Origin of the sequence: Bhargavaea massiliensis, from assembly GCF_018390575.1 — a bacterium.
Classification (GTDB): domain Bacteria; phylum Bacillota; class Bacilli; order Bacillales_A; family Planococcaceae; genus Bhargavaea; species Bhargavaea massiliensis.
The window spans coordinates 392,474-416,583 of sequence record NZ_JAHBCJ010000002.1 but is presented as its reverse complement, the minus strand read 5'-3'; the positions used below and the strand labels follow the sequence as shown (position 1 = coordinate 416,583).

The window sequence follows — 24,110 nt, the reverse complement described above, 5'->3', positions numbered from 1 at the left end:
TTCCCCATCTCCTTCATTCTTGTTTCGATTCGTTCTTGACGAACATGGATACATTAAGCAGTATCCCTAAACAAAATGATAACAGGATTAAGGACGTTCCGCCATAGCTGATAAACGGAAGCGCGACACCGGTGAGCGGCATGAGCCCGGTCATCCCGCCGAGGTTGACGAACGCCTGGAAGCCGATCAGGCTCCCGATGCCCGTGGCAATCATCCGGGCTTGGGGGTCCTTCGCCTTCAGGGCAACCGATATGGCACGAAGAACGATGAAACCGAGGCCGCCAATGACAATCACAACTCCTGCAATCCCCAATTCTTCTGAAATAATTGCCATGATAAAGTCGGTCTGCGGTTCTGGAAGATAGCCGAGCTTTTGGACGGACTGCCCCAGGCCCAAGCCCTTTAGGCCGCCGACTCCAATAGCGATATAACCATTCACAATCTGAAAACCGTAGCCAAGCGGATCGGCAAACGGATCAAGAAAAGTTGCCAGGCGGCCTGCCCGCTTTTCGGTCAGGAGATCCTTTCCGGTCAGTACCGCCAGCAACAGAAACAGCGACACTGCGGCACCGGAAAGTCCTGCAAACTTAAAGAACGTCTTTGGTCTCATGCCGCTTGCCGCCATTACCGATACGGCAGTTACAAGCAGAATCATGGTCGCACCGATATCTGTTTCCATCATGATGAGCAGAACCGCGAATGCAAGCAACAGTACCGGAGGAAACACCGAGTTATTCAAATCGTTGATTGTTCCTCTTTCCAGCTTCTTCGCAAAAAAACCTGAGAAATAAAGTACAAAAGCGATTTTTGCAACCTCAGACGGTTGGAGGTTCATCGGCCCCAGGTTAATCCAGCTTCTCGCCCCCACTTCCTCACCACTGCCGATGAAGTGGACAGCAATCAGCAAGACGAAAGTGGCAGCCAACATGAGCGCCATGAACCCTTTTCTTTTATAGTGTTTATATGGGATGAATGCGCCCAGAAAAAGAACCGGCAAGCTGATTAATAGATTGCGTAGCTGTTGTTTATAGAAAGTATCCGGTTCCCAGCCGTATACTTCGACTGCCCAGACCATACTGGCGCTGTAAATCATCACAAGCCCGAACAGACAAAGCGCAAGGTAAACAAAAAAGAGTGCAAAATCAAAATTACGGAAAAATCGTTTCAGATAGACTTTCATCGCATTCCCTCAAGCTTTCTGTTAAACAAAAAACTCAAACCGGCAAACGAGTTTGAGTTTTTTGCTTTATTTCTTCGTATATGCATCATGCAAAATCGACAGTTCGCGTTCCAGAGAAGCCAGAATCTCTCTTCCCTGTTCACGGTCAATCAAGCCCAATTTTGCTGCGAACTCGATTTCTCGGGAAAGCCCGAACATCTGTGTATCAAGCACTTCTTCATACAGAGGGCACTGCGGCATCGTCAAATGATCCATCTGAACTTTGATCAGCTGGGCGATTTTTTCCGCATCCGCCTGAAGAAGTTCCAATGCCTTTTCATGATACGCCGGTTGAACATTTGTATCCATGAAGCCGCCCCCATCAGCAGGTTTTCTGCTACAGTATATCTATTAGAGTTTATCTTTTGGGAGCGAAAATTGCAAGCACCCTTCATAAGGACGTTCGGAATTTGGGAGAGGTTCCCCCTTTTGCCCGCGCCTGCTTTGCTGTAAACTGAACATGCGAGAAACTGGAGGAGATACATCATGATGATCATTCCTATACAAGGAAAGTGCAAGTACCGCATCTCGCTGGATCCGACCACTTGGATTTTCGATGACCGGAAACTTGACCTGACTACGTATTTCACTGAAGAAAAAGTGGCGGATGACGGGATGGGAGACTACATTAAATCAACGTCCAAACACTGGTCCCGCGAGCTGATGGAGGGGGCGAAAACCCAGGAAGAGCTGGAGAAGCCGGCAAGGAAGTTCAAGAAACAGGAGCTGCTGACGGGCACATTCGGCATCGCCCTGGAACCGTTCCTCAAGAATGCGGAGGCGGACAAAGATGCGGAAGCCGTCGTCTTTGCCGACAAAGACGGTGGCGAGCACCGCTTCCCGATCAATGAAGCATACAGCCTTCTCTTCCAATTCAGCCGTGACGGCAAGCCGCTCGGCGAGGAAGGCCCCGCGTTCCTCATCTTTCCCGACGGTTCGAATATGGAATCCCCGATCAAGGGAATCCGCTCCATCACATTCATTTAAGGAGGTGGAGTTATGCATGTGCGCTGTGTAATTTGCGAAAGAGATGAAGAAATCCCCGACGATTCTCCGGAGGCTAAACGCATTCGTAACCGCCCGATCCATACCTATATGTGCATGGAGTGCCACGACCGCATCGCAGAAAAAACTGCGGAAAGGCTCGCTACCGGTAAATTCATTTTCCGCCGCACATCCGAATCATCTGAAGAAGAGTTTTAGGCTGCGAAAAATTGGTCTTACGAATGCTGCAGACAAAGGAGAGCGTCTACTTTGTCTGCAGCTTTTTTGCATGCTGTTGCCGCGGTTTACCCGCAAAAGAAAAAACTGCAGACAAGGGAGTATGACACTCACTTTGTATGCAGTCTGAGATACCGTGCTCACACAGGCGTGGAATCTTTTTGTTCGTGTTTGTTGTCGTTCATCCGGCGGAGCCTATAGATGATCAGGATCAGCGCCGCGACAATCAGCCCTTCTGCAATCGGCAGGAAAAACGCGAGGAAAGTGAGAATCAGGCAGCCCAAGATCAGGAACAGATAAATGACCACATTCTGCCATAGTTTTAACTTTCTCGCAAAACCCAAATAATACACGAGAGCCGACAGGGCAAAAATAATGAAGAACAGTGCATATCCCGCCATGGTGAAAGATGGTGATAACTCATACACATAGCGGGTAATGGGCGACATGGCTTCCCATACTTGCTCCTCTTTCAAGACGAATCTTCCTTTCGGATACGGTTACGCTTCCTGCTCCGCGAGCTTTTTCTTTTTAGCTGCACGCTCCCGCTCATTTTTGTCCAGGAGCTTTTTGCGGAGACGGATGGATTTCGGCGTGACCTCGCAATATTCATCGTCACTGAGGTATTCGAGAGCTTCCTCAAGCGACATAATACGGGGCTTTTTCAGAGTCGTCGTCTGGTCTTTCGTAGCAGAGCGGACGTTCGTCGCGTGCTTAACTTTCGTAACATTCACAGTCAGGTCGTTGTCCCGGCTGTGTTCACCGACGATCATGCCCGCGTATACTTCCGTGCCAGGCTCGACAAAGATCGTTCCCCGATCTTCCACCTGAAGTATACCATATGGCGATGCCGTACCGTTATCCATAGAGACGAGGACACCTTGGTGGCGACCGCCGATCCGGCCCTTCTGCATCGGCTGGTAGCTGTCAAATGTATGATTCAGGATACCGTAGCCGTGTGTCATTGTCATGAACTCTGTCGTGTAACCGATCAGGCCGCGGGCAGGCACGTTGAAGACGAGCCGGACTTGGCCGTTCCCATTGTTGACCATATCGAGCATTTCGCCTTTTCGTTCACCGAGCGATTCGATGACCGAACCGGTGTATTCTTCCGGCGTGTCGATCTGGACACGCTCAACCGGCTCACAGCGAACGCCGTCAATTTCACGTACAATGACTTCCGGCTTTGAAACCTGAAGCTCGTACCCTTCACGGCGCATATTTTCGATCAATATCGACAGATGGAGTTCACCGCGGCCCGATACAATCCAGGCATCCGGAGAATCTGTAGGATCGACACGCAAAGACACGTCCGTCTGGAGCTGCTGCTCAAGACGCTCCTCAATCTTGCGGGCAGTTACCCATTTGCCTTCACGGCCGGCGAACGGGCTGTTGTTGACGAGGAACGTCATTTGGAGCGTCGGTTCGTCGACATGGAGGGCAGGAAGCGCCTCAGGATGGTCGACCGGGCATACTGTTTCGCCGACATCGATATCTTCAAACCCGGAAATGGCTACAAGGTCTCCGGCATAGGCTTCCTCGATCTCAATCCGTTTAAGACCCATGAACCCGGACATTTTGGTGATCCGGAAGTTCTTCATCGTTCCGTCGTTCTTCATGAGGACGACCTGCTGGCCGACATGCATCGTTCCGCGGAACACCCGGCCGATACCGATCCGGCCGACATAGTCGTTGTAATCAAGCAGCGACACCTGGAACTGAAGGGGCTCCTCCCGGTTGTCGGCTGGGGCAGGAATATTTTCCAGAATCGATTCGAACAGCACCTGCATATTTTCTCCCTGATCTGCAGGATCGGGCGAAAGGCTTGCGGTTCCGTTGATGCCGGATGCATAAATGACCGGGAACTCCAGCTGTTCATCATTTGCATCCAGTTCGATGAACAGTTCAAGGACTTCATCGACCACTTCTTCGGGACGGGCAGCTTCTTTGTCGATTTTATTGACGACAACAATCGGCTTCAAGTTCTGTTCAAGGGCTTTTTTCAGTACAAAGCGGGTCTGTGGCATGGTGCCCTCATAGGAGTCAACGACGAGCAGTACACCGTCGACCATTTTCAGGATCCGCTCGACCTCGCCCCCGAAATCGGCATGGCCGGGCGTATCCAGAATATTGATTTTGATGTCGTGGTATTGGACAGCGGTGTTTTTCGCAAGAATCGTGATTCCGCGCTCCCGCTCGATATCATTCGAATCCATCGCTCGCTCATCGACGTGCTCATTTGAACGGAAAATGCCTGACTGCTTCAGCAATTGGTCGACAAGCGTCGTTTTTCCGTGGTCAACGTGTGCAATGATTGCGATATTGCGTAGATCTTGACGTAGGTTTGTCATAATTTCACTCACTTTTCTGTTGCCGGATTCATAACTGTGCTATTATATCACAGGAAAGCCATTTGTCATCTAATAACTACCAAGAGGCAAAATCAGCTGTTTCCGGAGGAATCATTCATGAAAAATGTTCAATGGGTATTTATCTTATACGCCCTCGCGGCACTGCTCTCGATGATTGCCATCGGATTTGCCATCGGCGTAAAAAGCGTCCTCGGAATCCTCGGCGGCATTATTCTGCTCTTCGTCATCATGGGGATGGGCTTCAAAACCAAAAAAGCCATGCGGGACAAAGGACTACTCTAAATGTCTTTACCCAATCGATGTAAAAGCGGAACCCGATGCCGGGCTCCGCTTTTATTATGTCTGTTTTAGCCGGATATATTGGTCCAATATCGACTGATGCAGACCTTGCCGGGCAGCGATGAACGTGTCATTGGAAATCATGTCCAGGTCTTCGCCTCGGAGATTTGTCGAAATGGCCCCGACTTCCCGGATGATGACGGATCCGCCGGCTATGTCCCATGGGGCAAGCCTCATGGAAAGATACGCATCGAGGCGTCCGGCCGCGACATGCGCAAGCTCGATCGCAGCCGAGCCGTAAGATCGTGTCCCGCGGCAGTCCGAAACGAGGCGCCCGACCGCTTCATGATCGATATACCGGTTCGGTGCCACCCAGCTGGCGTTGACGCCGATGACGGCCTTGTCGACAGTGACCGGTTCCAGGACAGACAGCCGCTCGTCATTGCGGTAGGCGCCTTCGCCGCGGTAGGCGTGATAAAAATCATCAGCCATCACATCATAGATATATCCGAGCATTCCGATCCCGTCGGCGAAGATGCCAAGCGAGATGGCGAAGTTGCGCCTCTGGTGGATGAAGTTCATCGTCCCGTCGATTGGATCAAGGATCCAGACCACGCCCTCACCTGAGCTGACGTCATCGCCGAACCCTTCCTCGCCGAGTATGCGGTGCCCGGGAAAATCCCGGCGTATTCGCGAGATAAAGAACTGCTCGATTTCCCGGTCGATGTCGGTCACGAGGTCATTGGCATCCGCCTTTGTCTCAATCTGTATCTTTCCCGCAAAGCTCACCCTGATCCGGTGCCCTGCTTCCTTTATCAATGATTTTGCATAGCGGTCAATCGCTCCCCAGTCCATCGGGCTCCCCCTTCCCGCCTGCGCCGCAGGCCGTTCTTCTATTATAACTGAAAGGGGATCCGCATCATTCAATGAAGCTTGAATGAATCCGGATCCCCTCGGTCCCTGGCCGTCGGACGATCAGTTCGCCTTGAACGCTTCATATTTTTCAAGCTCTGCGTGAATCTCCTTGAGTCGCTGCTTGCTTTTCTTCTTCTGGTCGGCATCCGACTGGGACATGGCATCGTAGAGTGTGGCGAGTTCATAGTCCAGTTCCAGGTTGAGCATGCTGATATACTGTTTTTCAACTTCGGCTTTCCGGATCACATGGATGACTTGTTTCATGCTTATGCACCCTTTCACGGATTTTTTTGGTCATCTCGATCTTTATTCCAGGAGTTGCCGCGCGGTTTGTTGAGATGTCCTGTTGCAAAGATTGTTCCCCGTTTTTTGTTACAATAAACGTGCGGACGAAAAAGGGACCAACCAACCATTCAATCGAAGGAAGTGAATCAAATGCAGTTCAGCGGATTTAGCCAGGAAGACTTCGACACATTTAAAATAGAGGGTCTTGCCAGGCGGATGGAAGCGATCGAAGAACGGATCCGGCCAAAGTTCCGCGAGCTTGGCGGAGAGCTGACGGACGATCTCTCGGCGATCCTCGGACAGGAAATGCATCTCCACATCGCCAAGCACGCGCGTCGCACAGTGAATCCGCCGAAGGATACATGGCTCGCGATCGCCGGCGATAAGCGCGGCTATAAGAAGCATCCGCATTTTCAGGTAGGGCTGTTCGACGACCGGGCGTTTATCTGGCTCGCGTTCATTTACGAGCTTCCCGATAAAGCAAACATCGCCCAGCGATTCCTGGACAGGATCGATACGGTGGAAGCGACGATTCCGGACGGGTTTGTCATTTCGCAGGACCATATGAAAAAAGGGGCAGATCCGGTTTCCGGCATCGATCTTGCCGCTGTGCTGGAACGGTTCCGCACGGTCAAGAAAGCAGAGCTGCTGATCGGCCGTAATATTCCGGCCGGCGACCCGCTGCTTGACGACGGAGAAGCGTTTTACCGGCTTGCCAAGGAGACGTTCGACACCCTCGTCCCTCTCTATAAAATGGCTTACAGCTGAGCAGTACCCTGACAAAAAAGCAGACAAAAGGAGCGGCGGCTTATCGCCCCGCTCCTTTTATGATCGCTTCATCCGGAAGGTCCTTCAGCTTCTTGATGACCGGATAGGCCGCATAGCCGCTCGCTTCCTCAAACTCTGCAAACAGCTTCTTTTCCCCTGACTTCGAAGGCTCGATGTCCTTGAATCTGCGGTAGGCATTCATGAGTTCCCCGCGCCTGATCCCGCTTTCATACGCTTTTTCGACCGCTTCGAAAAACTTGACTGCTTCGATGATTTCATCTGTCGTCCAGTCCGTCCGGAGCGGATAGGAGTAGCCTTCACTTGCCATCATTCATTCCTCCCCATTTTTGCCGGAGCCCCATCTTGCACGGATCTGTCCGGCTTCTTGCGCCATGCGGTCGAACAGCTCCTGCACGGTCGGCACGTCTTCGATGAGGCCGGCGACCTGGCCGGCCCAGCCGAACCCTTCATCCGCTCGCCCCTCATGGATAAAGCGCCGGTTCGCCTCACCGCTGATATAACTTTTCAAGGCTTCATACGTCGGATTTTTCTGCTCGATTTCGAGGATCTTCTCGGTCCAGCTGCCCTTCAGTACACGGGCCGGCGCACCGATCGAGCGCTTGATGATGCTTGTCCCCGACTCGGAAGCGTCAATGAGCGCTTTCCGGTAGGCATCGGATGCATCCACACATTCCTTTGTTGCGATGAAGCGTGTTCCCATCTCGATTCCTTCCGCTCCCAGTGCGTGCGCGGCCATCCAGCCCCTGCCGTCACCGATTCCTCCGGAAGCGACGACCGGTATCGAAACGCTGTCAACAACACGCGGCACAAGGACCATCGTGCCGACATCGTCACGGCCCAGATGCCCGCCGCCTTCCTGGCCGACCACCATGACAGCATCCGCCCCGAGGCTTTCCGCCTTCTGTGCCTGGCGCACCGCAGCAACGAGCACCAGTTTCCGGATGCCGGTTCCTTCCAGCCGCTCCAGAAGCGGCGCCGGATTCCCTCCGGTCATCGTGACCGCCGGGACACCTTCTTCGACAGCTACATCCAGCATGTGCTCGTAGGGCCGCCCGTGCTGGCCGATGGCATAATTGACACCGAACGGCTTGTCCGTCATCTGCTTCACTTTCCGGATTTCCCGGCGAAGCTCCTCCGGCCCGGGCAGGCTCATTGCGGTAATCTGCCCGAGGCCCCCTGCATTCGATACCGCAGCCGCGAGATCCGCGTAAGCGAGATAGGCCAGTCCCCCCTGGATGATCGGATACTTGATGCCCAGCAGTTCAGTGATCCTCGTGTTCCATTCCATGTCATTCCCCCCCTTGCTTCCATCTTATCTCATGGGAAGGAGAAGTTGAACCATGCCATGTATTTCTGTGACAACTGATAGCAGAGGGTGCTATAATATGCCCTTGAAATCCTGCATCATAAGAACAAGGGGGCTCCAGATTGTCACAGCTTGAAACGCCATTATTCGACGCACTCCTGAAGCACAGGAACCGTCATCCAATACAATTTCACATCCCAGGCCATAAAAAGGGCCGCGGAATGGATCCCGCCTTCCGGGAATTTGCAGGAGACAATATCCTTTCGGTCGACCTGATCAATATCGCCCCGCTGGATGACCTCCATTCTCCAAAGGGGGCCATCCATAAAGCACAGGAACTGGCCGCCAAAGCATTCGGGGCCGATTACACCTTTTTCTCCGTACAGGGGACGAGCGGTGCCATCATGACGATGATTCTCAGCGTCTGTGAACCGGGAGATAAAATCATCGTTCCGCGGAATGTCCATAAATCGGTCATGTCCGCAATTGTCTTTGCCGGGGCTGTTCCGGTATTTATCCATCCGGAAGTCGACCCGGAACTCGGCATCTCGCACGGCATCTCGGCGGAAGCCGCGGAAACAGCGCTGGCGGCCCATCCGGATGCGAAGGGCCTGCTCGTCATCAACCCGACCTATTATGGGGTCTGTGCAGACTTGGAGCGGATCGTCGACATCAGCCATGGCTACGGCATCCCTGTGCTGGTCGATGAAGCGCACGGTGTCCATATCCACTTTAATGACAGCCTGCCCGTCTCCGCCATGCAGGCAGGCGCCGATATGGCCGCGACTTCCGTCCACAAGCTGGGTGGCGCGATGACCCAGGGGTCAGTCCTGAATGTTCGGGAAGGGCTGGTGTCGACCAAGCGCGTCCAGTCCATCCTGTCGATGCTGACGACCACATCAACTTCTTACCCGATTCTGGCTTCTATCGACTGCGCACGCAGACAACTCGCCATGCACGGAAGCGACCTGTTGTATGAAACGATCCGATTGGCGAAGGACGCAAGAAAACGGATCAATAAAATCCCGGGCCTCTGGTGCCCCGGCCGTGAACTGATCCGGAGTTCCGCCACCTACGACATTGATCCGACAAAGCTTCTGGTCAGCGTCAAAGACCTGTCAATCACCGGCAGCCAGGCCGAAGTGTGGCTGAGGGAAAATGCCAATATTGAGGTTGAACTGTCAGACCTGTACAATATCCTGTGCATTCTGACAATCGGTGATACCGGAAAAGAAGTCAGCCTCCTGGTCAATGCGCTCAAGAGAATGGCCGACACATTCGCGCCTGATGGCTCGGAGCGCCCGCCATTCGTCGCTCTTCCCGAAATCCCGGCACTCGCGCTCACCCCGAGAGATGCATTCTACGCCCAGACAGAAGCCATTCCTCTTGATGAAGCGGAAGGGCGGATCTCAGCCGAGTTCATCATGGTGTACCCGCCCGGGATCCCGATTGTCATTCCGGGTGAGATCGTCACACAGGATAACATCGACTACATCCGGATGAACATGGAGGCCGGTCTTCCCGTACAAGGTCCCGAAGATGACACGCTGCAGAACCTCCTCGTCATCAAAGAGAGAATGCCGATCATCTCATAAGCCAGAACAGAAAAAAGGAGAGCGAGGATGATTCCGCGCTCTCTTTTTCTTATTGGGCCGCTTCCGGCACTTTGATGGTCGCAGGATCAATCAGCTTGAATCCTTTGTCACGCAGTCCCTGCACGATCTTCGGAAGTGCAGCTGCCGTCCATTCACGGTCGTGCATAAGCAGGTTCGCACCATTGTTCAAATACTCCGTATTGATCATGATGTCTGCAAGGGCATCCTCGTTCTGATACTGCGGCTCCCAGTCATAGCCGTATGTCCAGTTCATGAGGAGCATTCCCTCGTCGGCTGCCAGCTGCCTGCTGAAATCAGTGTTTTGGCCGAAAGGTGCCCGGAAGAATCTCGGCTTCTCCCCCGTTACTTGCTCCACAATTTCATTTACGCCAAGTATCTCTTCACGTTGGGCTTCCTCGGAAATCTGCTTAAGATCTGCGTGTGTCATTGTATGATTGCCGATCGGGAATCCCATTTCATGGATCCGCTTCAGCACAGCCTTTTCTTCATCGGTGTCAATAAAGTGGCCGTTGACAAAAAAGATGGCGGGCGCATCCAACTCTTTCAGCGTCTTCGCCATCTCAAGCGCATGCTTGTCCGGCGCATCATCAATCGTCAGCAGGGCCGCTTTCGGGTCGGCATCGCCAATCGGCCGGAAAGACCAGGTGGCTTCATTGAGTTCATAAAGCGGTTCCTCCGGTTCCGCTGTAGCCGGTACCTGTTCGTTTTTGCCGCCTTCCCCATTTTCCCCGGCCGATTCTTCTGGTGCTTCCTCATTTGCTCCCCCGCTGTCCGCCTGTTCTTGAGTTTGTTCATCCTGCCGGTCAGGCGCATCCTCCGTTCCGCCATCCGAGGCATCTTCCTGGCCCGCACAGCCTCCAAGCAGCATGGCAGCCAATGCGGCACCAGCAATCCAATTCAATTTCAGCTTCATTTCTGAGACACATCCCTTCTCTGTCTATCAGTCTATCATCGCCTCATCCTCCCGCACAATCCGACAAAGGGAGTTAGGGGAAATCAAAAAAAGAGAGCGGAAAGTCCGCTCTCTTGCTGTTGGGATTACTTCAGGATATGGATTGGGTTTCCGAGGACGACTTCCGCCGCTTCCATCGAAATTTCGCCAAGCGTCGGGTGGGCGTGGATCGTCATCGAGATGTCCTCCACCGTCATGCCTGCTTCGATTGCCAATCCGAGTTCCGCAATCATGTCGGAAGCGCCGGCACCGACAATTTGAGCTCCGAGAAGCAGACCGTCTTCTTTGCGGGCTACGAGTTTAACGAAGCCGTCTGTCGCTTCAAGTGCGAGCGCTCGTCCGTTTGCACCGAACGGGAATTTGCCAGCCGTCACTTCGTAGCCTTCCGCTTTCGCCTGCTCTTCGTTCAGGCCGACTGTCGCCAGTTCAGGGTCTGTGAAGCACACGGCAGGAATCGCCAGATAGTCCACTTCGGACTTTTCTCCGGCAATCGCTTCTGCAGCCACTTTGCCTTCATAAGACGCTTTATGCGCAAGCTGTGGACCAGGCACAATGTCACCGATCGCGAAGATGTTGGAAACGCTCGTGCGGCCCTGGCGGTCGACTTCGATGAGACCGCGCTCGCCGAATTTCACTCCGGCTTCTTCGAGGCCCATTTCGTCTGTGTTAGGGCGGCGACCGACTGTAACGAGGACGTAGTCCGCCTCAACTGTCTTTTCTTCGCCCTTCACTTCATAAGTGACTTTGACACCATTGTCTGTTTCTTCAGCGCCTTTCGCCATCGCGCCGGTGACAATTTCGACGCCTTTCTTCTTCAGGCCTTTTTTGACGATCTGCGTCATCTGCTTTTCGAAGCCGGCAAGGATGTCCTTCGCGCCTTCGACAATCGTCACTTCTGATCCGAGGTTGGCAAAAGCGGAGCCCAGTTCGGTACCAATGTAGCCGCCGCCGATAACGACGAGCTTGCCCGGGATCTCTTCAAGGGCAAGCGCACCTGTCGAGTCGATGACACGCTTCGAGAACTTGAACGAAGGAATTTCGACAGGACGGGAGCCGGTTGCCAGGATGGCGTTCTTGAATTTATAGGTCTGGGCGGATTTATCATCCATGACACGAACTGTGTTGGCGTCAACAAAGTAAGCCTCGCCTTTTACGATTTCAACCTTGTTGCCTTTCAGGAGGCCTTCCACACCGCCGGTCAGTTTTTTGACGACGCTGTTTTTGAATTCCTGGGCTTTGGAGAAGTCGATTTTCACATCGGATGTGCTGATGCCCATGCTGTCAGCGCCTTTTGCTTCAACAAAGCGGTGGCCGACATTGATGAGGGCTTTGGACGGAATGCAGCCCACGTTCAGGCAAACGCCGCCAAGGTTTTCACGTTCTACAATCGTCACTTTCTGGCCGGTCTGTGCTGCGCGGATCGCTGCAACATATCCTCCCGGGCCGGACCCGATGACGAGTGTATCCGTTTCAATTGGAAAATCACCTACTACCATGATTTACGCCTCCATTAGTAAAAGTTCCGGATTCGACAACAGTTGCTTGATATGATTCAGCGCCTGCTGGGCAGTGACGCCATCGATCATCCGGTGATCATAGCTCAATGACAATGCTAACATAGGAGCCGCCACGATTTCACCATTTTTGACAACCGGTTTTTCGGCGATCCGCCCGATTCCGAGGATCGCGACTTCCGGATGGTTGATGATCGGAGTGAACCATTGGCCGCTTGCAGAGCCGAGGTTCGAGATGGACATTGAGCCGCCCTTCATCTCGTTTGGCGCCAGCTTTCCGTCGCGTGCTTTAGCGGCAAGCTGGTTGATTTCGTCGGAGATGGCGAATACAGACTTGCGGTCCGCATTCTTGATGACCGGCACGAGAAGCCCGCGATCGGTGTCCGCAGCGATGCCGACATTGAAGTAGTGCTTCTGAATGACTTCTTCCGTCGACTCGTCGTAGGATACATTCAGCTGAGGATATTCGCGGAGCGTGCTGACAAGTGCTTTGACGACATATGGCAAGTACGTCAGCTTGATGCCCTTTTCCGCTGCAATCTCCTTGAATTTCCGACGGTGTTCGACAAGTGCCGTCACATCGACCTCATCAAGATGTGTGACGTGAGGAGCGGTGTGCTTGGAGTTGACCATCGCTTTGGCGATCGCCTTCCGGATCGGAGAAATTTTCTCCCGCGTTTCAGGGAATTCCCCTTCCGGCAGTTGTGCGGCAGCAGCCGGACGTGCCGCCTCTTCTCCCGCGGACGCTGTTTCTTGTGCTGATGCTGCAGGTGCTTCTTCACCAGCCGGTTTTTGGCCGCCGCTCATGAATGCATCCACATCTTCTTTGAGGATACGGCCGTTTTTTCCGCTTCCTGTTACTTCATGGATATCAACATCGTTGTCCCTTGCATACTTCCGTACCGATGGCATGGCGATCACGCGGCCGCCCTTCGGTTTGTCCGATTTCTGGGCAGCAGCCGGAGCCGTCCCCTGGTCTTTCTGTGTTTTTGGCGCTTCATCTTTTTCAAGATCTTGGCCGGATTCAAGAGAAGCCTGAACCTGCTCCTCGGTCTTATCCGTGCCGGCATCTTCCGCTTCCTCTTCACCGCCTGCATGGTCAGGAGAATCGATCTTGATAAGTACGTCGCCGACAACTGCGACTTCGCCTTCGCCGACCAGGATGTCTTCTACCGTTCCGCCTACTGGGGAAGGAATTTCGACGACTGCTTTGTCGTTCTGCACTTCGCACAGGACGTCATCTTCCTGGATGGTATCGCCTTTATTGACAAACCACTTTACGATTTCGCCTTCATGGATTCCTTCGCCGATATCCGGCATACGAAATTCAAATGCCACGCCTCTCACCCTTTCTTCTATGGAAATCGTCTATCAGAATTCAAGTACTTTCTTTGAAGTTTCTACAATATCCTTTGCACCTGGCAGCCAAGTGTTCTCACCCTGTGCAAATGGATAGATGGTATCGGGAGCCGCCACACGGAGTACAGGAGCCTCCAGGCTCAAGATTGCACGTTCCGTGATTTCCGCAACTACGTTTGCGGCTATGCCCGCCTGGCGCTGTGCTTCCTGGACAACGATTGCGCGGTTGGTTTTCTCGACAGAGGAGATAATGGTGTCGATATCGAGTGGCTGCACCGTGCGAAGGTCAATCACTTCAACGGAGTGTCCTTCCTTTTCAAGTTCCTCGGCCGCTTTCAGGCTTTCTCGCACCATCGCACCATAAGTGATAATCGTCAGGTCCGTGCCTTCCTTTTTCACAGCTGCCTTGCCGAGCGGAATGGTGTATTCCTCTTCAGGAACTTCTTCCCGGAACGAGCGGTAGAGCTTCATGTGCTCAAGATAGATGACCGGATCTTCATCGCGGATTGCAGAAATCAGAAGTCCTTTTGCGTCGTAAGGGCCGGACGGGATGACCACTTTGAGGCCCGGTTGCTGTGCCATGAGTCCTTCAAGGCTGTCGGCGTGCATCTCGGGAGTGGCGACTCCGCCGCCAAATGGTGAACGGATCGTTACCGGCGCGTGGAAGTGTCCCGCGCTGCGGAAGCTCATCCGGGCCAGCTGGCCGCTGATCGAATCCATCACTTCATAGACAAACCCGAAAAACTGGATTTCAGGTACGGGACGGAATCCCTGGAGCGAAAGGCCGACTGCGAGGCCGCCGATAGCGGATTCAGCTAAAGGCGTGTCGAATACGCGATCTTCGCCGAATTCCTTTTGGAGACCTTCAGTAGCACGGAAAACGCCTCCGTTAACGCCGACGTCCTCCCCGAAGACGAGGACATTTTCATCATTTTTCAGCTCAGTACGGAGTGCATCCGTAATCGCTTGGATCATCGTCATTTGTGCCATCGGTCACTTCGACTCCTTCTCTGTATAGATGTCAAGCTGTTCTTTCACGTTTTGCGGCATTTCTCCGCGGTACATGATGCTGAGGAAGTCGCTCACTTTCTGTTTCGGAGCGGCATCCGCCTTCTTGATGGCGTCTTTGATTTCTTCCTTGGCGCGTTCGATCACTTCGTTTTCCATTTCCTCGTTCCAGAGGCCTTTGCCTTCCAGATATTTGCGGAAGCGGATAAGCGGGTCGCGCTTTTCCCATTCAGAATCTGTTTCGGATGTGCGGTAGCGCGTCGGATCGTCCCCTGCCATCGTGTGCGGGCCATAACGGTAGCACATCGTCTCGATGAGCGTCGGGCCGCCGCCGTTCAGGGCGCGTTCGCGGGCCTGCTTCGTGACCGCGTAAACCGCAAGCGGATCCATTCCGTCAACGAGCACGCTCGGAATTCCGGCAGCGATGCCCTTTTGCGCAAGTGTTTTTGCTTTTGTCTGTAGGGAACGCGGCGTCGAGATCGCATACTGGTTGTTCTGTATGATGAAAATTGCAGGCGAGTTAAATGCCCCTGCAAAGTTGATTCCTTCGTAGAAATCACCTTGGGATGTTCCGCCGTCCCCGGTATATGTGATGACGACCGACTTTTCCCCGCGCTTCTGCATGCCTAGCGCGACTCCTGCAGCCTGGATGTACTGTGCGCCGATGATGATTTGGGGCAGGAAGATATTGACGCCGTCTGGCACATCGCTTCCCTGGAAATGCCCACGGGACCACAGGAACGCCTGTTCGAGCGGAAGGCCATGGAAAATGATCTGCGGAACATCACGGTAACCGGGCAGGATGAAGTCTTTGCTTTCCAATGCGAATTGGGAAGCCAATTGGGAAGCTTCCTGGCCTGCAGTCGGAGCATAGAAACCAAGGCGTCCCTGACGGTTGAGGGAAATGGAGCGCTGGTCCAGAATCCTCGTCCAGACCATACGAGTCATCAGCTCTGTCAGTTGCTCATCGGTCAGTCCCGGGTCCAACTCTTTATTGATGATTTCCCCTTCTTCATTGAGGATCTGGAGCATTTCGAATTTGTCTTCGATTTCACGGAGGCTTTGTTCCGGATCGAATGCGTTCGCCTTTTTGGCAGCCATTGCGGCAACTCTCCTTTAGCTGTATTATCGTTTCTCTTTTTAGAATTAGTACACTTGATTCGTTTCGAATTATACAAGACCGGAAAATACTAGTCAATACAAGGGTTTGAAAGCGCTTTTAGTATTAGTACACAGATGAAAGAAGGTTATCCTGTATTAATACATAACGCTTTTTTGTTTTAACGCGGCACCCTCCAACATTTCCAGTATTCCCTTTATGAAAACGAAAAAACGCCCGAAAGGCGATGCTTTCGGGCTGAAAGTACTCATTATTCTTCAGAGTCGCTGATTGTGGAGTAAATGTCTTTTTTCTGCTTATTGACGGTCTCCGTAGCTTCGTTGAATGCCTCCGCTGCTGCCGCCACTTCAGCGTTTCCGTTATTGACCGCCTCCACTTTCTCCTGGATTGTCTGGAAATCAGCCTCTTCATCCGCTGCCAGGCTGTACAGCTCTTTTTGAAGGCCGGCAGTCTTCTCATATACCTTGGAAAATTCTTTATGAACGGCATAACGGTCCGACATGGACTGCTTCAACTTTCCGACAGCCTCATTGACAGCCTCTTTTTCGTCTTTTCCGATTTCATTAAGCCTGTTCAATTCCTTTTCCGCTTCACCGAGTGCCGTTTGCCCTTTTTCAAGCAGGTCAAGACGTTCATCTGCAGACTTGTCCGCCTCTCCTGCCAGTACCGACAGCTCCTCGCGGTCTTCCTGGGTAAGATCCATCATCTCGCTGAACTTCTCGAATTCTTCTTTTTCAAGCGATGCCATTTTCTCCTGTGCTTCAAGGAACGGCTGCTCCTTTTCCTGGATCTTTCCGATTGCATCGGAAAGCCGTTCTTCGGCAGAGGCCCCGAACGAGCAGGCGGAAAGGAGCATCGCAACAGCAAGCGCTGTGCCTGCCAATCGTTTTTTCATTTCTGTCTCCCCTTCCCTTTCCTATTTCTACTATATTCGCTGGGCGCACTGATTTCAATCAGACGGGACATTTTGTTTCATCAACCCCTCGGAGCGTATATAATGAGAAACAAGGTATACCGTATGAAAGGAAGTCAACCACCATGATTACGATGGATCAGATTATTCGCGAAGGACATCCGACACTGCGAAAAAAAGCGGAGGAAATGAAGTTCCCGCTCACAGAAGAAGATAAGAAAATTGCCGACGACATGCTCGAGTTCCTGAAAAACAGCCAGGATCCCGAAAAGGCTGAGAAATATGGACTGCGCGCGGGCATCGGGATCGCGGCCAACCAGATCGATGTGCTGAAGCGGATGTTCGCCCTGCATATCGTTGATGAGGACGCGGAGCCGCTCAGCATGACAATCATCAACCCGAAGATTGTAAGCCACTCCGCCAAGAGATCCTACCTCCCGGGAGGAGAAGGCTGCCTGTCCGTCGACAGGGATGTACCAGGCTTCGTCCCGCGTTACGCCAAGATTACAATCAAAGGTTTCACGCCCGATGGCGAGCCAATCAAAAAGCGCCTGAAAGGATTGCAGGCAATTGCTTTCCAGCATGAACTTGACCACCTGAACGGCGTGATGTTCTACGACCACATCGATCCGGACGAGCCATTCCGCGAATACCCTGATGCAGAGCCGCTGAAGGCTGAAGAAGAATAACTGCAAACATGCTCACTTTTCTCAGAGTGCAGGAAAAAACAGCAAACGGCACGGAAACTGCCGACCAACTCGACTTTATTCAGATTCAGGACAGCAGTAAAAGTAAGCGCCCATTGAAGGGTCGCCATATGCGGATTGGAAAAATGGCCACCTGACATGGACCAGCGGAGAGCCCAGGACACCTGTGGGAAAAGCGTTGGCTGAAGACCGCAGAGCGCAGCTCAAGGAGGCAGCTAAGTGACCAAAGCATAACTTTGGTAAGTCAGGGTTTTGTAGTCTGTTAACTCGATTATAGTAACAGGTACCGTTTGCCTCAATAAGCCGTATGGCGAGTTGAAGCGGAAGGCCCGAGACACCTGCGGGAAAAGCGTTAGCCGAAGACCCCGCAGGATGTTGCGCAATGCTTCGCAACGCTTGCGCTTTTGCGCGCAGAAGATCTTCCGCTACGCGATGCGCACAGACGCCAGTCTTTTATTGCCTGCCGCGCAACGCTACCCTTTTGCACGCCGATGCCAATCTACGTGTTGGCATCGGCTAAGGCAACGCCCGCGGACTAGCGGACGCCGTCACGAAGAACGGCGTCTGTGGCCAAAAGCGACAGCGTTGGCCAACAAAGCTCTTCCTGCTACCAAAACTCAGTTTTGGTAAGCAAGGGCCCGCAGCGGAAATCCGGATGATTCTCCGGAAAACAAAAAACTGCAGGCAAAGGAGTAATCCACTCACTTTGTCTGCAGTCTGAGGCAGGCTTTGCCTGTCTATTTTTATTCAGATAAGTTTCAGCCGATCGAGGATGCGTGCGATGCCGTCTTCGGATACATCTCCCGCAATGTAATCGGCCCGCTCTTTGGCTTTTTCATGGGCGTTCCCCATGGCCACTCCAATACCGGCAGCCTCGAGCATCTCGATATCATTGAGGCCGTCCCCGAATGCAATTGCATCGGCCATCGTGAGCCCTTCCAGCTCGAGGATCCGTTGCATCCCTTCGGCTTTGGACGTTCCGGACGGAAGGATATCAGTGGACTTTTCGTGCCATCGGACAAATTTCATTTCCGGGAATGCATCAACGTACGCCTGCTCTTGATGCTCAGTGCAGAACAGGAGTGCCTGATGAATCGGCCTCTCCATGTAGAACGTGTCCGATGCCCTCGGATAAGGCATTTTCAATGAATTCAGGCTGTCTCCGACATGCGGGTGGCCCGTCTCGGTCGCCACCATTTCACGGTCATCCATGAAGATGAGCGGGAAGCGGTCCCTGTCCGCCTTTTCCTTGATCCGTGCAAGGATTTCAGGTTCGATGATGCCGCCGTAGAGCAGTTTGCCCTCATGTACGACATATTGCCCGTTAAAGCAGATGTATGTATCGATGTCCAGGTCTTCAAGCACCGGGCCGACCATGAAAGGCGCTCTCCCCGTTGCAATGGCGACGAGATGGCCCTTTTCACGTGCTGCCATCACCGCTTTTTTGGCTGACTCGGGCAATTTTTTGTCGTGGTCGTACAAGGTGCCGTCGATATCAAAAAAGAGGATTTTCTTCATTTTTTCAATCTCCGCCTTCCTATATAATTTCCTTGAAAATCACCCTTGACAGAACATTCAAAAAGACCTATAATAGGTCACAAGGAGTGATAGCCATGCTGAAACGCCTGAAACGCAAATGGTTGAAGCGGCTCAATGGCATCCTCGGCAAGAAGTCCATTGCATAGTGAACTCATGCCCCCGCCTTTACGGGGGCTTTTCTTTATTTCAATGGGCCTGCATGCTATTATAAACGATATGGCAAGTATTTGAACGTGAAAAAGGAGAGCAGACTATGATCTACAAAGTGTACTATCAAGAAAACATGCATGAAGTACCAGTCCGCGAAAACACCAAAACCATGTATGTCGAAGCAGAATCTGTCCGTGCCGTCCGCGCTGGGCTAAAAGAGCGCGAACTGTACATCGAACACATCCAAGCACTGGAAGACGGCCATTTGGAGTACGAAAAAAAATCGCCTGACTTCCACGTCGAACAGGTGTGACCCGATGAAATCGGTCAAGAATGATCAGACAGCCGTATTTGCGCTTGGCGGACTGGGCGAAATCGGCAAAAACACGTATGGGGTCCAATTCCAGGATGAAATCATTCTGATTGATGCGGGAATCATGTTCCCGGAAGATGATCTTCTCGGCATCGACTATGTGATTCCGGATTACACGTACATTGAGCGGAATGTTGACAAGATAAAAGGCCTCTTCGTGACACACGGCCATGAAGACCATATTGGCGGCATTCCGTACCTGCTCAAGAAAGTGAATATCCCGGTTTACGGCGGCAAACTGGCACTGGGTCTTCTGCGCAACAAGCTTGAAGAACACGGGCTCCTCCGCCGCACAAAGCTGATTGAAGTAGAAGAAGACGACGTGATCAAGTTCAGAAAAACATCCGTCAGCTTTTTCAGGACGACCCACAGTATACCGGATGCGTTCGGGATTGTCGTCAAAACACCACCGGGCAATGTCGTCCATACGGGGGATTTCAAGTTCGACTTCACTCCTGTCGGTGAACCTGCAAACCTGGCGAAGATGGCTCAGATCGGAGAAGAAGGCGTTCTCTGCCTTCTGTCCGACAGTACAAATGCGGAAGTGCCGGACTTCACAATGTCCGAGAGAACAGTCGGTGAAAGCATCGATGAGATTTTCCGGAAAGTGAACGGACGCATCATTTTTGCGACATTCGCCTCCAACATCTACAGGCTTCAGCAAGCAGTTGAAGCCGCAGTCCGGCACGGCAGGAAAATCGCCGTCTTTGGGCGGAGCATGGACAATGCCATTACCATCGGAACGGAACTCGGCTATATCGATGCGCCAAAGGAAATGTTTGTGGATACACAGACACTGAACCGGCTCCCTGCCAATGAGGTAATGATCCTCTGTACGGGAAGCCAGGGCGAACCGATGGCGGCACTGTCGCGTATTGCCAACGGCACGCACCGCCAGATTCAGATTCAGCCAGGGGATACGGTCATTTTCTCTTCCTCCCCAATTCCAGGCAACATCGCCAGCGTCAACCGAACGATCAACTTGCTGTTCCGTGCAGGCGCCGAAGTCATTCACGGATCGCTCAACAATATTCACACATCCGGCCACGGTTCCCAGCAGGAGCAAAAGCTCATGCTGCGCCTGATCAAGCCGAAGTTCTTCATGCCGATCCACGGAGAGTACCGGATGCTGAAAACCCATGCCAGTCTGGCCGTCCAGTGCGATATTCCTGAAGAAAACATCTTTATCATGGAAAACGGTGATGTTCTGGCTCTCAGTTCGGATGAAGCTCATCTGGCAGGCAGGATTCCGTCCGGTGACGTCTACATTGATGGAAGCGGAATCGGCGACATCGGCAACGTTGTCCTGCGGGACCGCCGCGTTTTGTCAGAAGACGGGCTCGTCATCGTGGTTGTCACGCTAAACACTGCCAAAGGCAAAATCGTTGCCGGTCCTGATCTCATTTCCCGCGGATTCGTTTACATGCGTGAATCCGGGCAAATGATCAATGAAGCTCAGTCGATGCTGAACAGGCGTCTCCGCCAGTCGGTGGCCAACTCCGACACGCCGGATACAGATGCGCTTAAAAACCAGATTACGGACATCCTCGGCCCGTACTTGTACGAACAGACAAAACGCAAACCGATGATTCTTCCGGTCGTCATGGAAGTATGATTATTTCCTAATAAAAGCTGCACGGAATCGAATTCCGTGCAGCTTTTTCATTTTGTTGCATTCCGCTAAAAAGGGGCTGTCCGAAAAGTCGGATTCAGCACATGATATAGCAAACGGCACGGACGCCGGGAGACACCTGCGGGAAAAGCCGGGCTGTCGAGACCCGCTTTACGCGGGGCTCGGCGCCGGCCCGCGGTAAGCGACCAGAGTCCGTGCCGTTTGCTGTTTTTATCGTATTAATGACTTATTGGACAGCCCCTTTCATGCTACTCAATGCAGCGCTTTTTTCTCAAAACGCAAAATGTCTGCATCGGAACCGATAATGATCAGGATGTCCCCTTCATGAATCGGTTCTTCCGCCATCGGGGAAACCACTACGTCCTCTCCCCGCTTGATTGCCACGATGTTGATGCCATATCTTGCCCGGATATCGAGGTCAAGGATGGAATGGCCTGCAAGCATCTCGTTCGCCTTGATCTCCATAATAGAGTGTTCTTCGGACAACTCGAGATAATCAAGAATGTTATTGGAAATCATATTGTTTGCGATACGGATGCCCATGTCCCGCTCCGGGTGGACAACCTGATCCGCCCCGATTTTTTGGAGCACCTTCGCATGATAGTCGTTTTGTGCTTTTACCGTGATTTTTTCGACACCCAGTTCCTTCATGATCAGTGTGGTGAGAATGCTCGACTGGATATCCTCCCCGATTGCGACAATCACATGCTCAAAATTTCGGATTCCGAGCGATACGAGCGTCTGCTCATCGGTCGTATCTGCCACTACGGCCTGTGTCGCGATTGCGGCGAACTCGTCCACCCGCTCAGGATCTTGGTCGATGGCAAGAACGTCCGCTCCCTGCTCCACCAGTTCTCGGCAGATGCTGCCGCCGAACCGCCCCAGCCCGACTACGACAAACTCTTTCTTCATCTTCCATGCCTCCAGCAGTCGGCCCGCCCGTGCGGACCGCTAGCAAATTACAGATAAAATCCGTTTACGCCTCCCCTGAAAAAGGGAAGGATGTGAGGGAGGCCGATCAGCCCCGGTCAAACGGACGCTTAGGCCGGTCCGTGCAAAACTGGCATTTCGGATCTGTACACGTTTCTTCACGCCACTCATTGCATCCGGCGCAATACGCTGAATCGTAGGTGGCATCATAGGACAGTGGTTCCAGGCAGCATTCACAGTAATCATCCAGCTCTTCATAGGGGATGATGCGATCTTTGGTCATCAGGAAAACGCCTTCGATGACGGGCGTCACGCCATTCCGGCTGCGTCCCCGGCCATGGTCCGGACCCGGGAAGAAATTGTTCTTGCCCATTGCCACCCCTCCTTTTTCCAATAGTGTACCACATCAACCCAAAACTACAATGAATGGCGGTGAAAACATGACAGAGGTTCCGGATACGAAAGACTTCACCGTTGAAGACGGCTACCTCTCCTTTATCCTGCCGTTTGCCTACAGGAAAAAACAGATCCGGCAAGCCGCGACTGCTCTCGGGAAAGACGGATTCCACTTTTTCACCCTGGAAGACCCTGGTGGTCAGATCAATGATTTATACGAAGGATCGGCCCAAGTCTCTCAGGAGGAGCTGGATCAGTACTTTCTCCCTTATGTGGAACGCAAGATCTTCCCGCCGACCGTCGAAGAGTATGGCTTTCACCGTTTCTATAAGATCATCGGCGAAGAGTTCGTGCTGACTGCTGACGGTGAGCGGTACCCATTCCGTTTTATGAGCCTCGACGTGACGCTCGGCCCTTTCGGCATCGCCTTCCTGACGTCCAGGATCCGCCTGCTGGACAAAAAACTTCCTCTATCCTCCGTCCTTAATTTTATGCAGCACTTCAGGGCGACAGAAAACAAACTGAAAGAGGAAAAGGGCTCAGTCATCTATTGCGATGACGGCAAAGAGTTTTCAAGCATCCACGAATTCCTACTCGACCGGCTTGCTTCAGCAATCCGCCCGTTTATTATTCATGATGAGCGGCTTACAGGCTATTTCGGCAGCCTCCCTTATTTTGAAGATGAGCGGATGTTCGTCACTTCTTTTCTGTTCGCCGAAGCCGGCACCGAATTCAGCGACGAGCAGCTGTTCCGGATCGGCAGGGTCGACGGACTCAGCCCTGAAGGAGAACCGTTCATCTCGGCCTCTAACATGTCCTACATAAGAGACTACCTGGACGAATATCTTCATGACCGCTGGGCGCCGGACCTATATACGATAGCCACTGATTTTTCCTATACCAATGTAACGACGAAAAGTCCCGAGGAGATGCAGCGCCCGCTTGCCCATTTCATGGGGACCCACTACTATAATTTCCTGTTGCACTATTTTTACCGGATCATGCTTCTGCGGGTGTCCTTCGAATATAGCCGTCTGAAATGGGACAAGGACGAGGAGTATTTAAAGCGTCTGATCGAGCTGATCACTATTTTCTCGTCCTGGTACTACTTCAAACATGTCAGTGTCCGCCAGGAAGGACGGGAACTGGGGCTGCTTTTCAGGCGGGCATTCAATCTGGATGACCTGTTCCAGGAAGTGCGCACCACACTCGACGAGCTGTACCGGACGCAGGAAAACGCGGCGGCGAATCGGATGAACCTGTTGCTCTTCTTCCTCACCGTCTTTACTGTAATCTCAGGCATTTATGGCATGAACCTCGTCATTGAGGACTGGAAAGACGATACCAGTCTGACCGAAATCTCCTCCTATGGATTGTTTGAGTGGACCGCCCTCCTGACTGCCATTCTTGGCATCGGCATGTCGATCTACCTGTTCTTCACTTACCTCGGCCGCATCGTATGGCGCAAACTCAAGAGGAAGCTTGACGATTTGGACTTCTGACAATTAGTCCGG

At 52.6% G+C, this 24,110-nt stretch carries 26 protein-coding genes; 9 read left to right on the top strand and 17 right to left on the bottom strand.

Annotated features, from left to right (window positions below; translation table 11 throughout):
• Nucleotides 1-13 precede the first annotated feature (13 nt).
• Nucleotides 14-1,180: an FtsW/RodA/SpoVE family cell cycle protein gene (locus KHA84_RS04850; protein ID WP_213422394.1), complete on the bottom strand. Its 1,167-nt coding sequence runs from the start codon at nucleotides 1,178-1,180 to the stop codon at nucleotides 14-16.
• 66 nt (nucleotides 1,181-1,246) lie between these two features.
• A complete protein-coding gene (locus tag KHA84_RS04845) occupies nucleotides 1,247-1,528 on the bottom strand; it encodes an Fpa/YlaN family protein (RefSeq protein ID WP_092096223.1) in 282 nt (93 codons plus the stop codon).
• A gap of 177 nt (nucleotides 1,529-1,705) precedes the next feature.
• Between KHA84_RS04845 and KHA84_RS04840 the strand changes: the two genes are divergently transcribed.
• Complete coding sequence (locus tag KHA84_RS04840; protein ID WP_213422393.1) at nucleotides 1,706-2,206, top strand: peptidyl-prolyl cis-trans isomerase; 501 nt, start codon at nucleotides 1,706-1,708, stop codon at nucleotides 2,204-2,206.
• A gap of 12 nt (nucleotides 2,207-2,218) precedes the next feature.
• A complete protein-coding gene (locus tag KHA84_RS04835; RefSeq protein ID WP_213422392.1) occupies nucleotides 2,219-2,422 on the top strand; it encodes a YlaI family protein in 204 nt (67 codons plus the stop codon).
• Nucleotides 2,423-2,580: 158 nt separating this feature from the next.
• Here the strand turns inward: KHA84_RS04835 and KHA84_RS04830 are convergent, their stop codons facing one another.
• Nucleotides 2,581-2,916 carry a YlaH-like family protein gene (locus KHA84_RS04830; protein WP_419465579.1) on the bottom strand — a complete coding sequence of 112 codons (336 nt, stop codon included), beginning with the start codon at nucleotides 2,914-2,916 and terminating at the stop codon, nucleotides 2,581-2,583.
• Between the two features lie 24 nt (nucleotides 2,917-2,940).
• The gene (typA, locus tag KHA84_RS04825) at nucleotides 2,941-4,791 is read right to left on the bottom strand and encodes a translational GTPase TypA (protein ID WP_213422391.1); all 1,851 of its coding nucleotides are present in this window, start codon (nucleotides 4,789-4,791) and stop codon (nucleotides 2,941-2,943) included.
• 117 nt (nucleotides 4,792-4,908) lie between these two features.
• Here typA and KHA84_RS04820 point away from each other — a divergent pair, with 117 nt between their 5' ends.
• Nucleotides 4,909-5,094 (top strand): YlaF family protein, encoded by a 186-nt coding sequence (locus KHA84_RS04820; RefSeq protein ID WP_213422390.1) that lies wholly within the window; start codon nucleotides 4,909-4,911, stop codon nucleotides 5,092-5,094.
• 54 nt (nucleotides 5,095-5,148) lie between these two features.
• On the opposite strand, the gene KHA84_RS04815 is transcribed toward KHA84_RS04820, so the two are convergent.
• Nucleotides 5,149-5,946, bottom strand: coding sequence for an inositol monophosphatase family protein (locus tag KHA84_RS04815; protein WP_213422389.1), 798 nt, complete (start codon nucleotides 5,944-5,946; stop codon nucleotides 5,149-5,151).
• A gap of 120 nt (nucleotides 5,947-6,066) precedes the next feature.
• Nucleotides 6,067-6,270, bottom strand: a complete 204-nt coding sequence (locus tag KHA84_RS04810; RefSeq protein WP_157296623.1) for a hypothetical protein — start codon at nucleotides 6,268-6,270, stop codon at nucleotides 6,067-6,069.
• Between the two features lie 171 nt (nucleotides 6,271-6,441).
• Between KHA84_RS04810 and KHA84_RS04805 the strand changes: the two genes are divergently transcribed.
• Nucleotides 6,442-7,059 carry a DUF1054 domain-containing protein gene (locus KHA84_RS04805; RefSeq protein WP_213422388.1) on the top strand — a complete coding sequence of 206 codons (618 nt, stop codon included), beginning with the start codon at nucleotides 6,442-6,444 and terminating at the stop codon, nucleotides 7,057-7,059.
• A 40-nt stretch (nucleotides 7,060-7,099) separates the two neighbouring features.
• On the opposite strand, the gene KHA84_RS04800 is transcribed toward KHA84_RS04805, so the two are convergent.
• Both KHA84_RS04800 and KHA84_RS04795 read right to left on the bottom strand, forming a co-directional pair.
• Nucleotides 7,100-7,390, bottom strand: a complete 291-nt coding sequence (locus tag KHA84_RS04800) for a UPF0223 family protein (protein ID WP_213422387.1) — start codon at nucleotides 7,388-7,390, stop codon at nucleotides 7,100-7,102.
• A complete protein-coding gene (locus KHA84_RS04795) occupies nucleotides 7,391-8,368 on the bottom strand; it encodes an NAD(P)H-dependent flavin oxidoreductase (RefSeq protein ID WP_213422386.1) in 978 nt (325 codons plus the stop codon). It lies immediately after the preceding gene.
• A 140-nt stretch (nucleotides 8,369-8,508) separates the two neighbouring features.
• Between KHA84_RS04795 and KHA84_RS04790 the strand changes: the two genes are divergently transcribed.
• Complete coding sequence (locus tag KHA84_RS04790) at nucleotides 8,509-9,981, top strand: aminotransferase class I/II-fold pyridoxal phosphate-dependent enzyme (protein ID WP_213422385.1); 1,473 nt, start codon at nucleotides 8,509-8,511, stop codon at nucleotides 9,979-9,981.
• Between the two features lie 49 nt (nucleotides 9,982-10,030).
• On the opposite strand, the gene KHA84_RS04785 is transcribed toward KHA84_RS04790, so the two are convergent.
• The 6 genes from KHA84_RS04785 to KHA84_RS04760 form a co-directional block, all read right to left on the bottom strand.
• Nucleotides 10,031-10,915, bottom strand: coding sequence for a polysaccharide deacetylase family protein (locus KHA84_RS04785; RefSeq protein WP_213422384.1), 885 nt, complete (start codon nucleotides 10,913-10,915; stop codon nucleotides 10,031-10,033).
• A gap of 125 nt (nucleotides 10,916-11,040) precedes the next feature.
• A complete protein-coding gene (gene lpdA, locus KHA84_RS04780; RefSeq protein WP_213422383.1) occupies nucleotides 11,041-12,450 on the bottom strand; it encodes a dihydrolipoyl dehydrogenase in 1,410 nt (469 codons plus the stop codon).
• Between the two features lie 3 nt (nucleotides 12,451-12,453).
• Entirely contained in the window at nucleotides 12,454-13,806 is a 1,353-nt protein-coding gene (locus KHA84_RS04775) for a dihydrolipoamide acetyltransferase family protein (RefSeq protein ID WP_213422382.1), read from the bottom strand.
• Nucleotides 13,807-13,839: 33 nt separating this feature from the next.
• A complete protein-coding gene (locus KHA84_RS04770; RefSeq protein ID WP_213422381.1) occupies nucleotides 13,840-14,817 on the bottom strand; it encodes an alpha-ketoacid dehydrogenase subunit beta in 978 nt (325 codons plus the stop codon).
• Nucleotides 14,818-14,820: 3 nt separating this feature from the next.
• On the bottom strand, nucleotides 14,821-15,936 hold the full coding sequence (pdhA, locus tag KHA84_RS04765; protein WP_213422380.1) for a pyruvate dehydrogenase (acetyl-transferring) E1 component subunit alpha: 1,116 nt from the start codon (nucleotides 15,934-15,936) through the stop codon (nucleotides 14,821-14,823).
• 269 nt (nucleotides 15,937-16,205) lie between these two features.
• Entirely contained in the window at nucleotides 16,206-16,850 is a 645-nt protein-coding gene (locus tag KHA84_RS04760; RefSeq protein WP_213422379.1) for a YkyA family protein, read from the bottom strand.
• Nucleotides 16,851-16,993: 143 nt separating this feature from the next.
• Here KHA84_RS04760 and def point away from each other — a divergent pair, with 143 nt between their 5' ends.
• On the top strand, nucleotides 16,994-17,557 hold the full coding sequence (gene def, locus KHA84_RS04755; protein WP_213422378.1) for a peptide deformylase: 564 nt from the start codon (nucleotides 16,994-16,996) through the stop codon (nucleotides 17,555-17,557).
• Between the two features lie 765 nt (nucleotides 17,558-18,322).
• On the opposite strand, the gene KHA84_RS04750 is transcribed toward def, so the two are convergent.
• Entirely contained in the window at nucleotides 18,323-19,093 is a 771-nt protein-coding gene (locus tag KHA84_RS04750) for a Cof-type HAD-IIB family hydrolase (RefSeq protein WP_213422377.1), read from the bottom strand.
• A gap of 274 nt (nucleotides 19,094-19,367) precedes the next feature.
• On the opposite strand from KHA84_RS04750, the gene KHA84_RS04745 reads away from it, so the two are divergent.
• Both KHA84_RS04745 and rnjA read left to right on the top strand, forming a co-directional pair.
• Complete coding sequence (locus KHA84_RS04745; protein ID WP_213422376.1) at nucleotides 19,368-19,577, top strand: DNA-dependent RNA polymerase subunit epsilon; 210 nt, start codon at nucleotides 19,368-19,370, stop codon at nucleotides 19,575-19,577.
• A 4-nt stretch (nucleotides 19,578-19,581) separates the two neighbouring features.
• Entirely contained in the window at nucleotides 19,582-21,252 is a 1,671-nt protein-coding gene (gene rnjA / locus KHA84_RS04740) for a ribonuclease J1 (protein WP_213422375.1), read from the top strand.
• Nucleotides 21,253-21,522: 270 nt separating this feature from the next.
• On the opposite strand, the gene KHA84_RS04735 is transcribed toward rnjA, so the two are convergent.
• Both KHA84_RS04735 and KHA84_RS04730 read right to left on the bottom strand, forming a co-directional pair.
• Complete coding sequence (locus KHA84_RS04735) at nucleotides 21,523-22,182, bottom strand: potassium channel family protein (protein WP_213422374.1); 660 nt, start codon at nucleotides 22,180-22,182, stop codon at nucleotides 21,523-21,525.
• A gap of 106 nt (nucleotides 22,183-22,288) precedes the next feature.
• Nucleotides 22,289-22,573, bottom strand: a complete 285-nt coding sequence (locus KHA84_RS04730) for a hypothetical protein (protein WP_213422373.1) — start codon at nucleotides 22,571-22,573, stop codon at nucleotides 22,289-22,291.
• A gap of 67 nt (nucleotides 22,574-22,640) precedes the next feature.
• Here KHA84_RS04730 and KHA84_RS04725 point away from each other — a divergent pair, with 67 nt between their 5' ends.
• Nucleotides 22,641-24,098, top strand: coding sequence for a magnesium transporter CorA family protein (locus tag KHA84_RS04725; RefSeq protein WP_213422372.1), 1,458 nt, complete (start codon nucleotides 22,641-22,643; stop codon nucleotides 24,096-24,098).
• The last annotated feature ends 12 nt before the right edge of the window (nucleotides 24,099-24,110 follow it).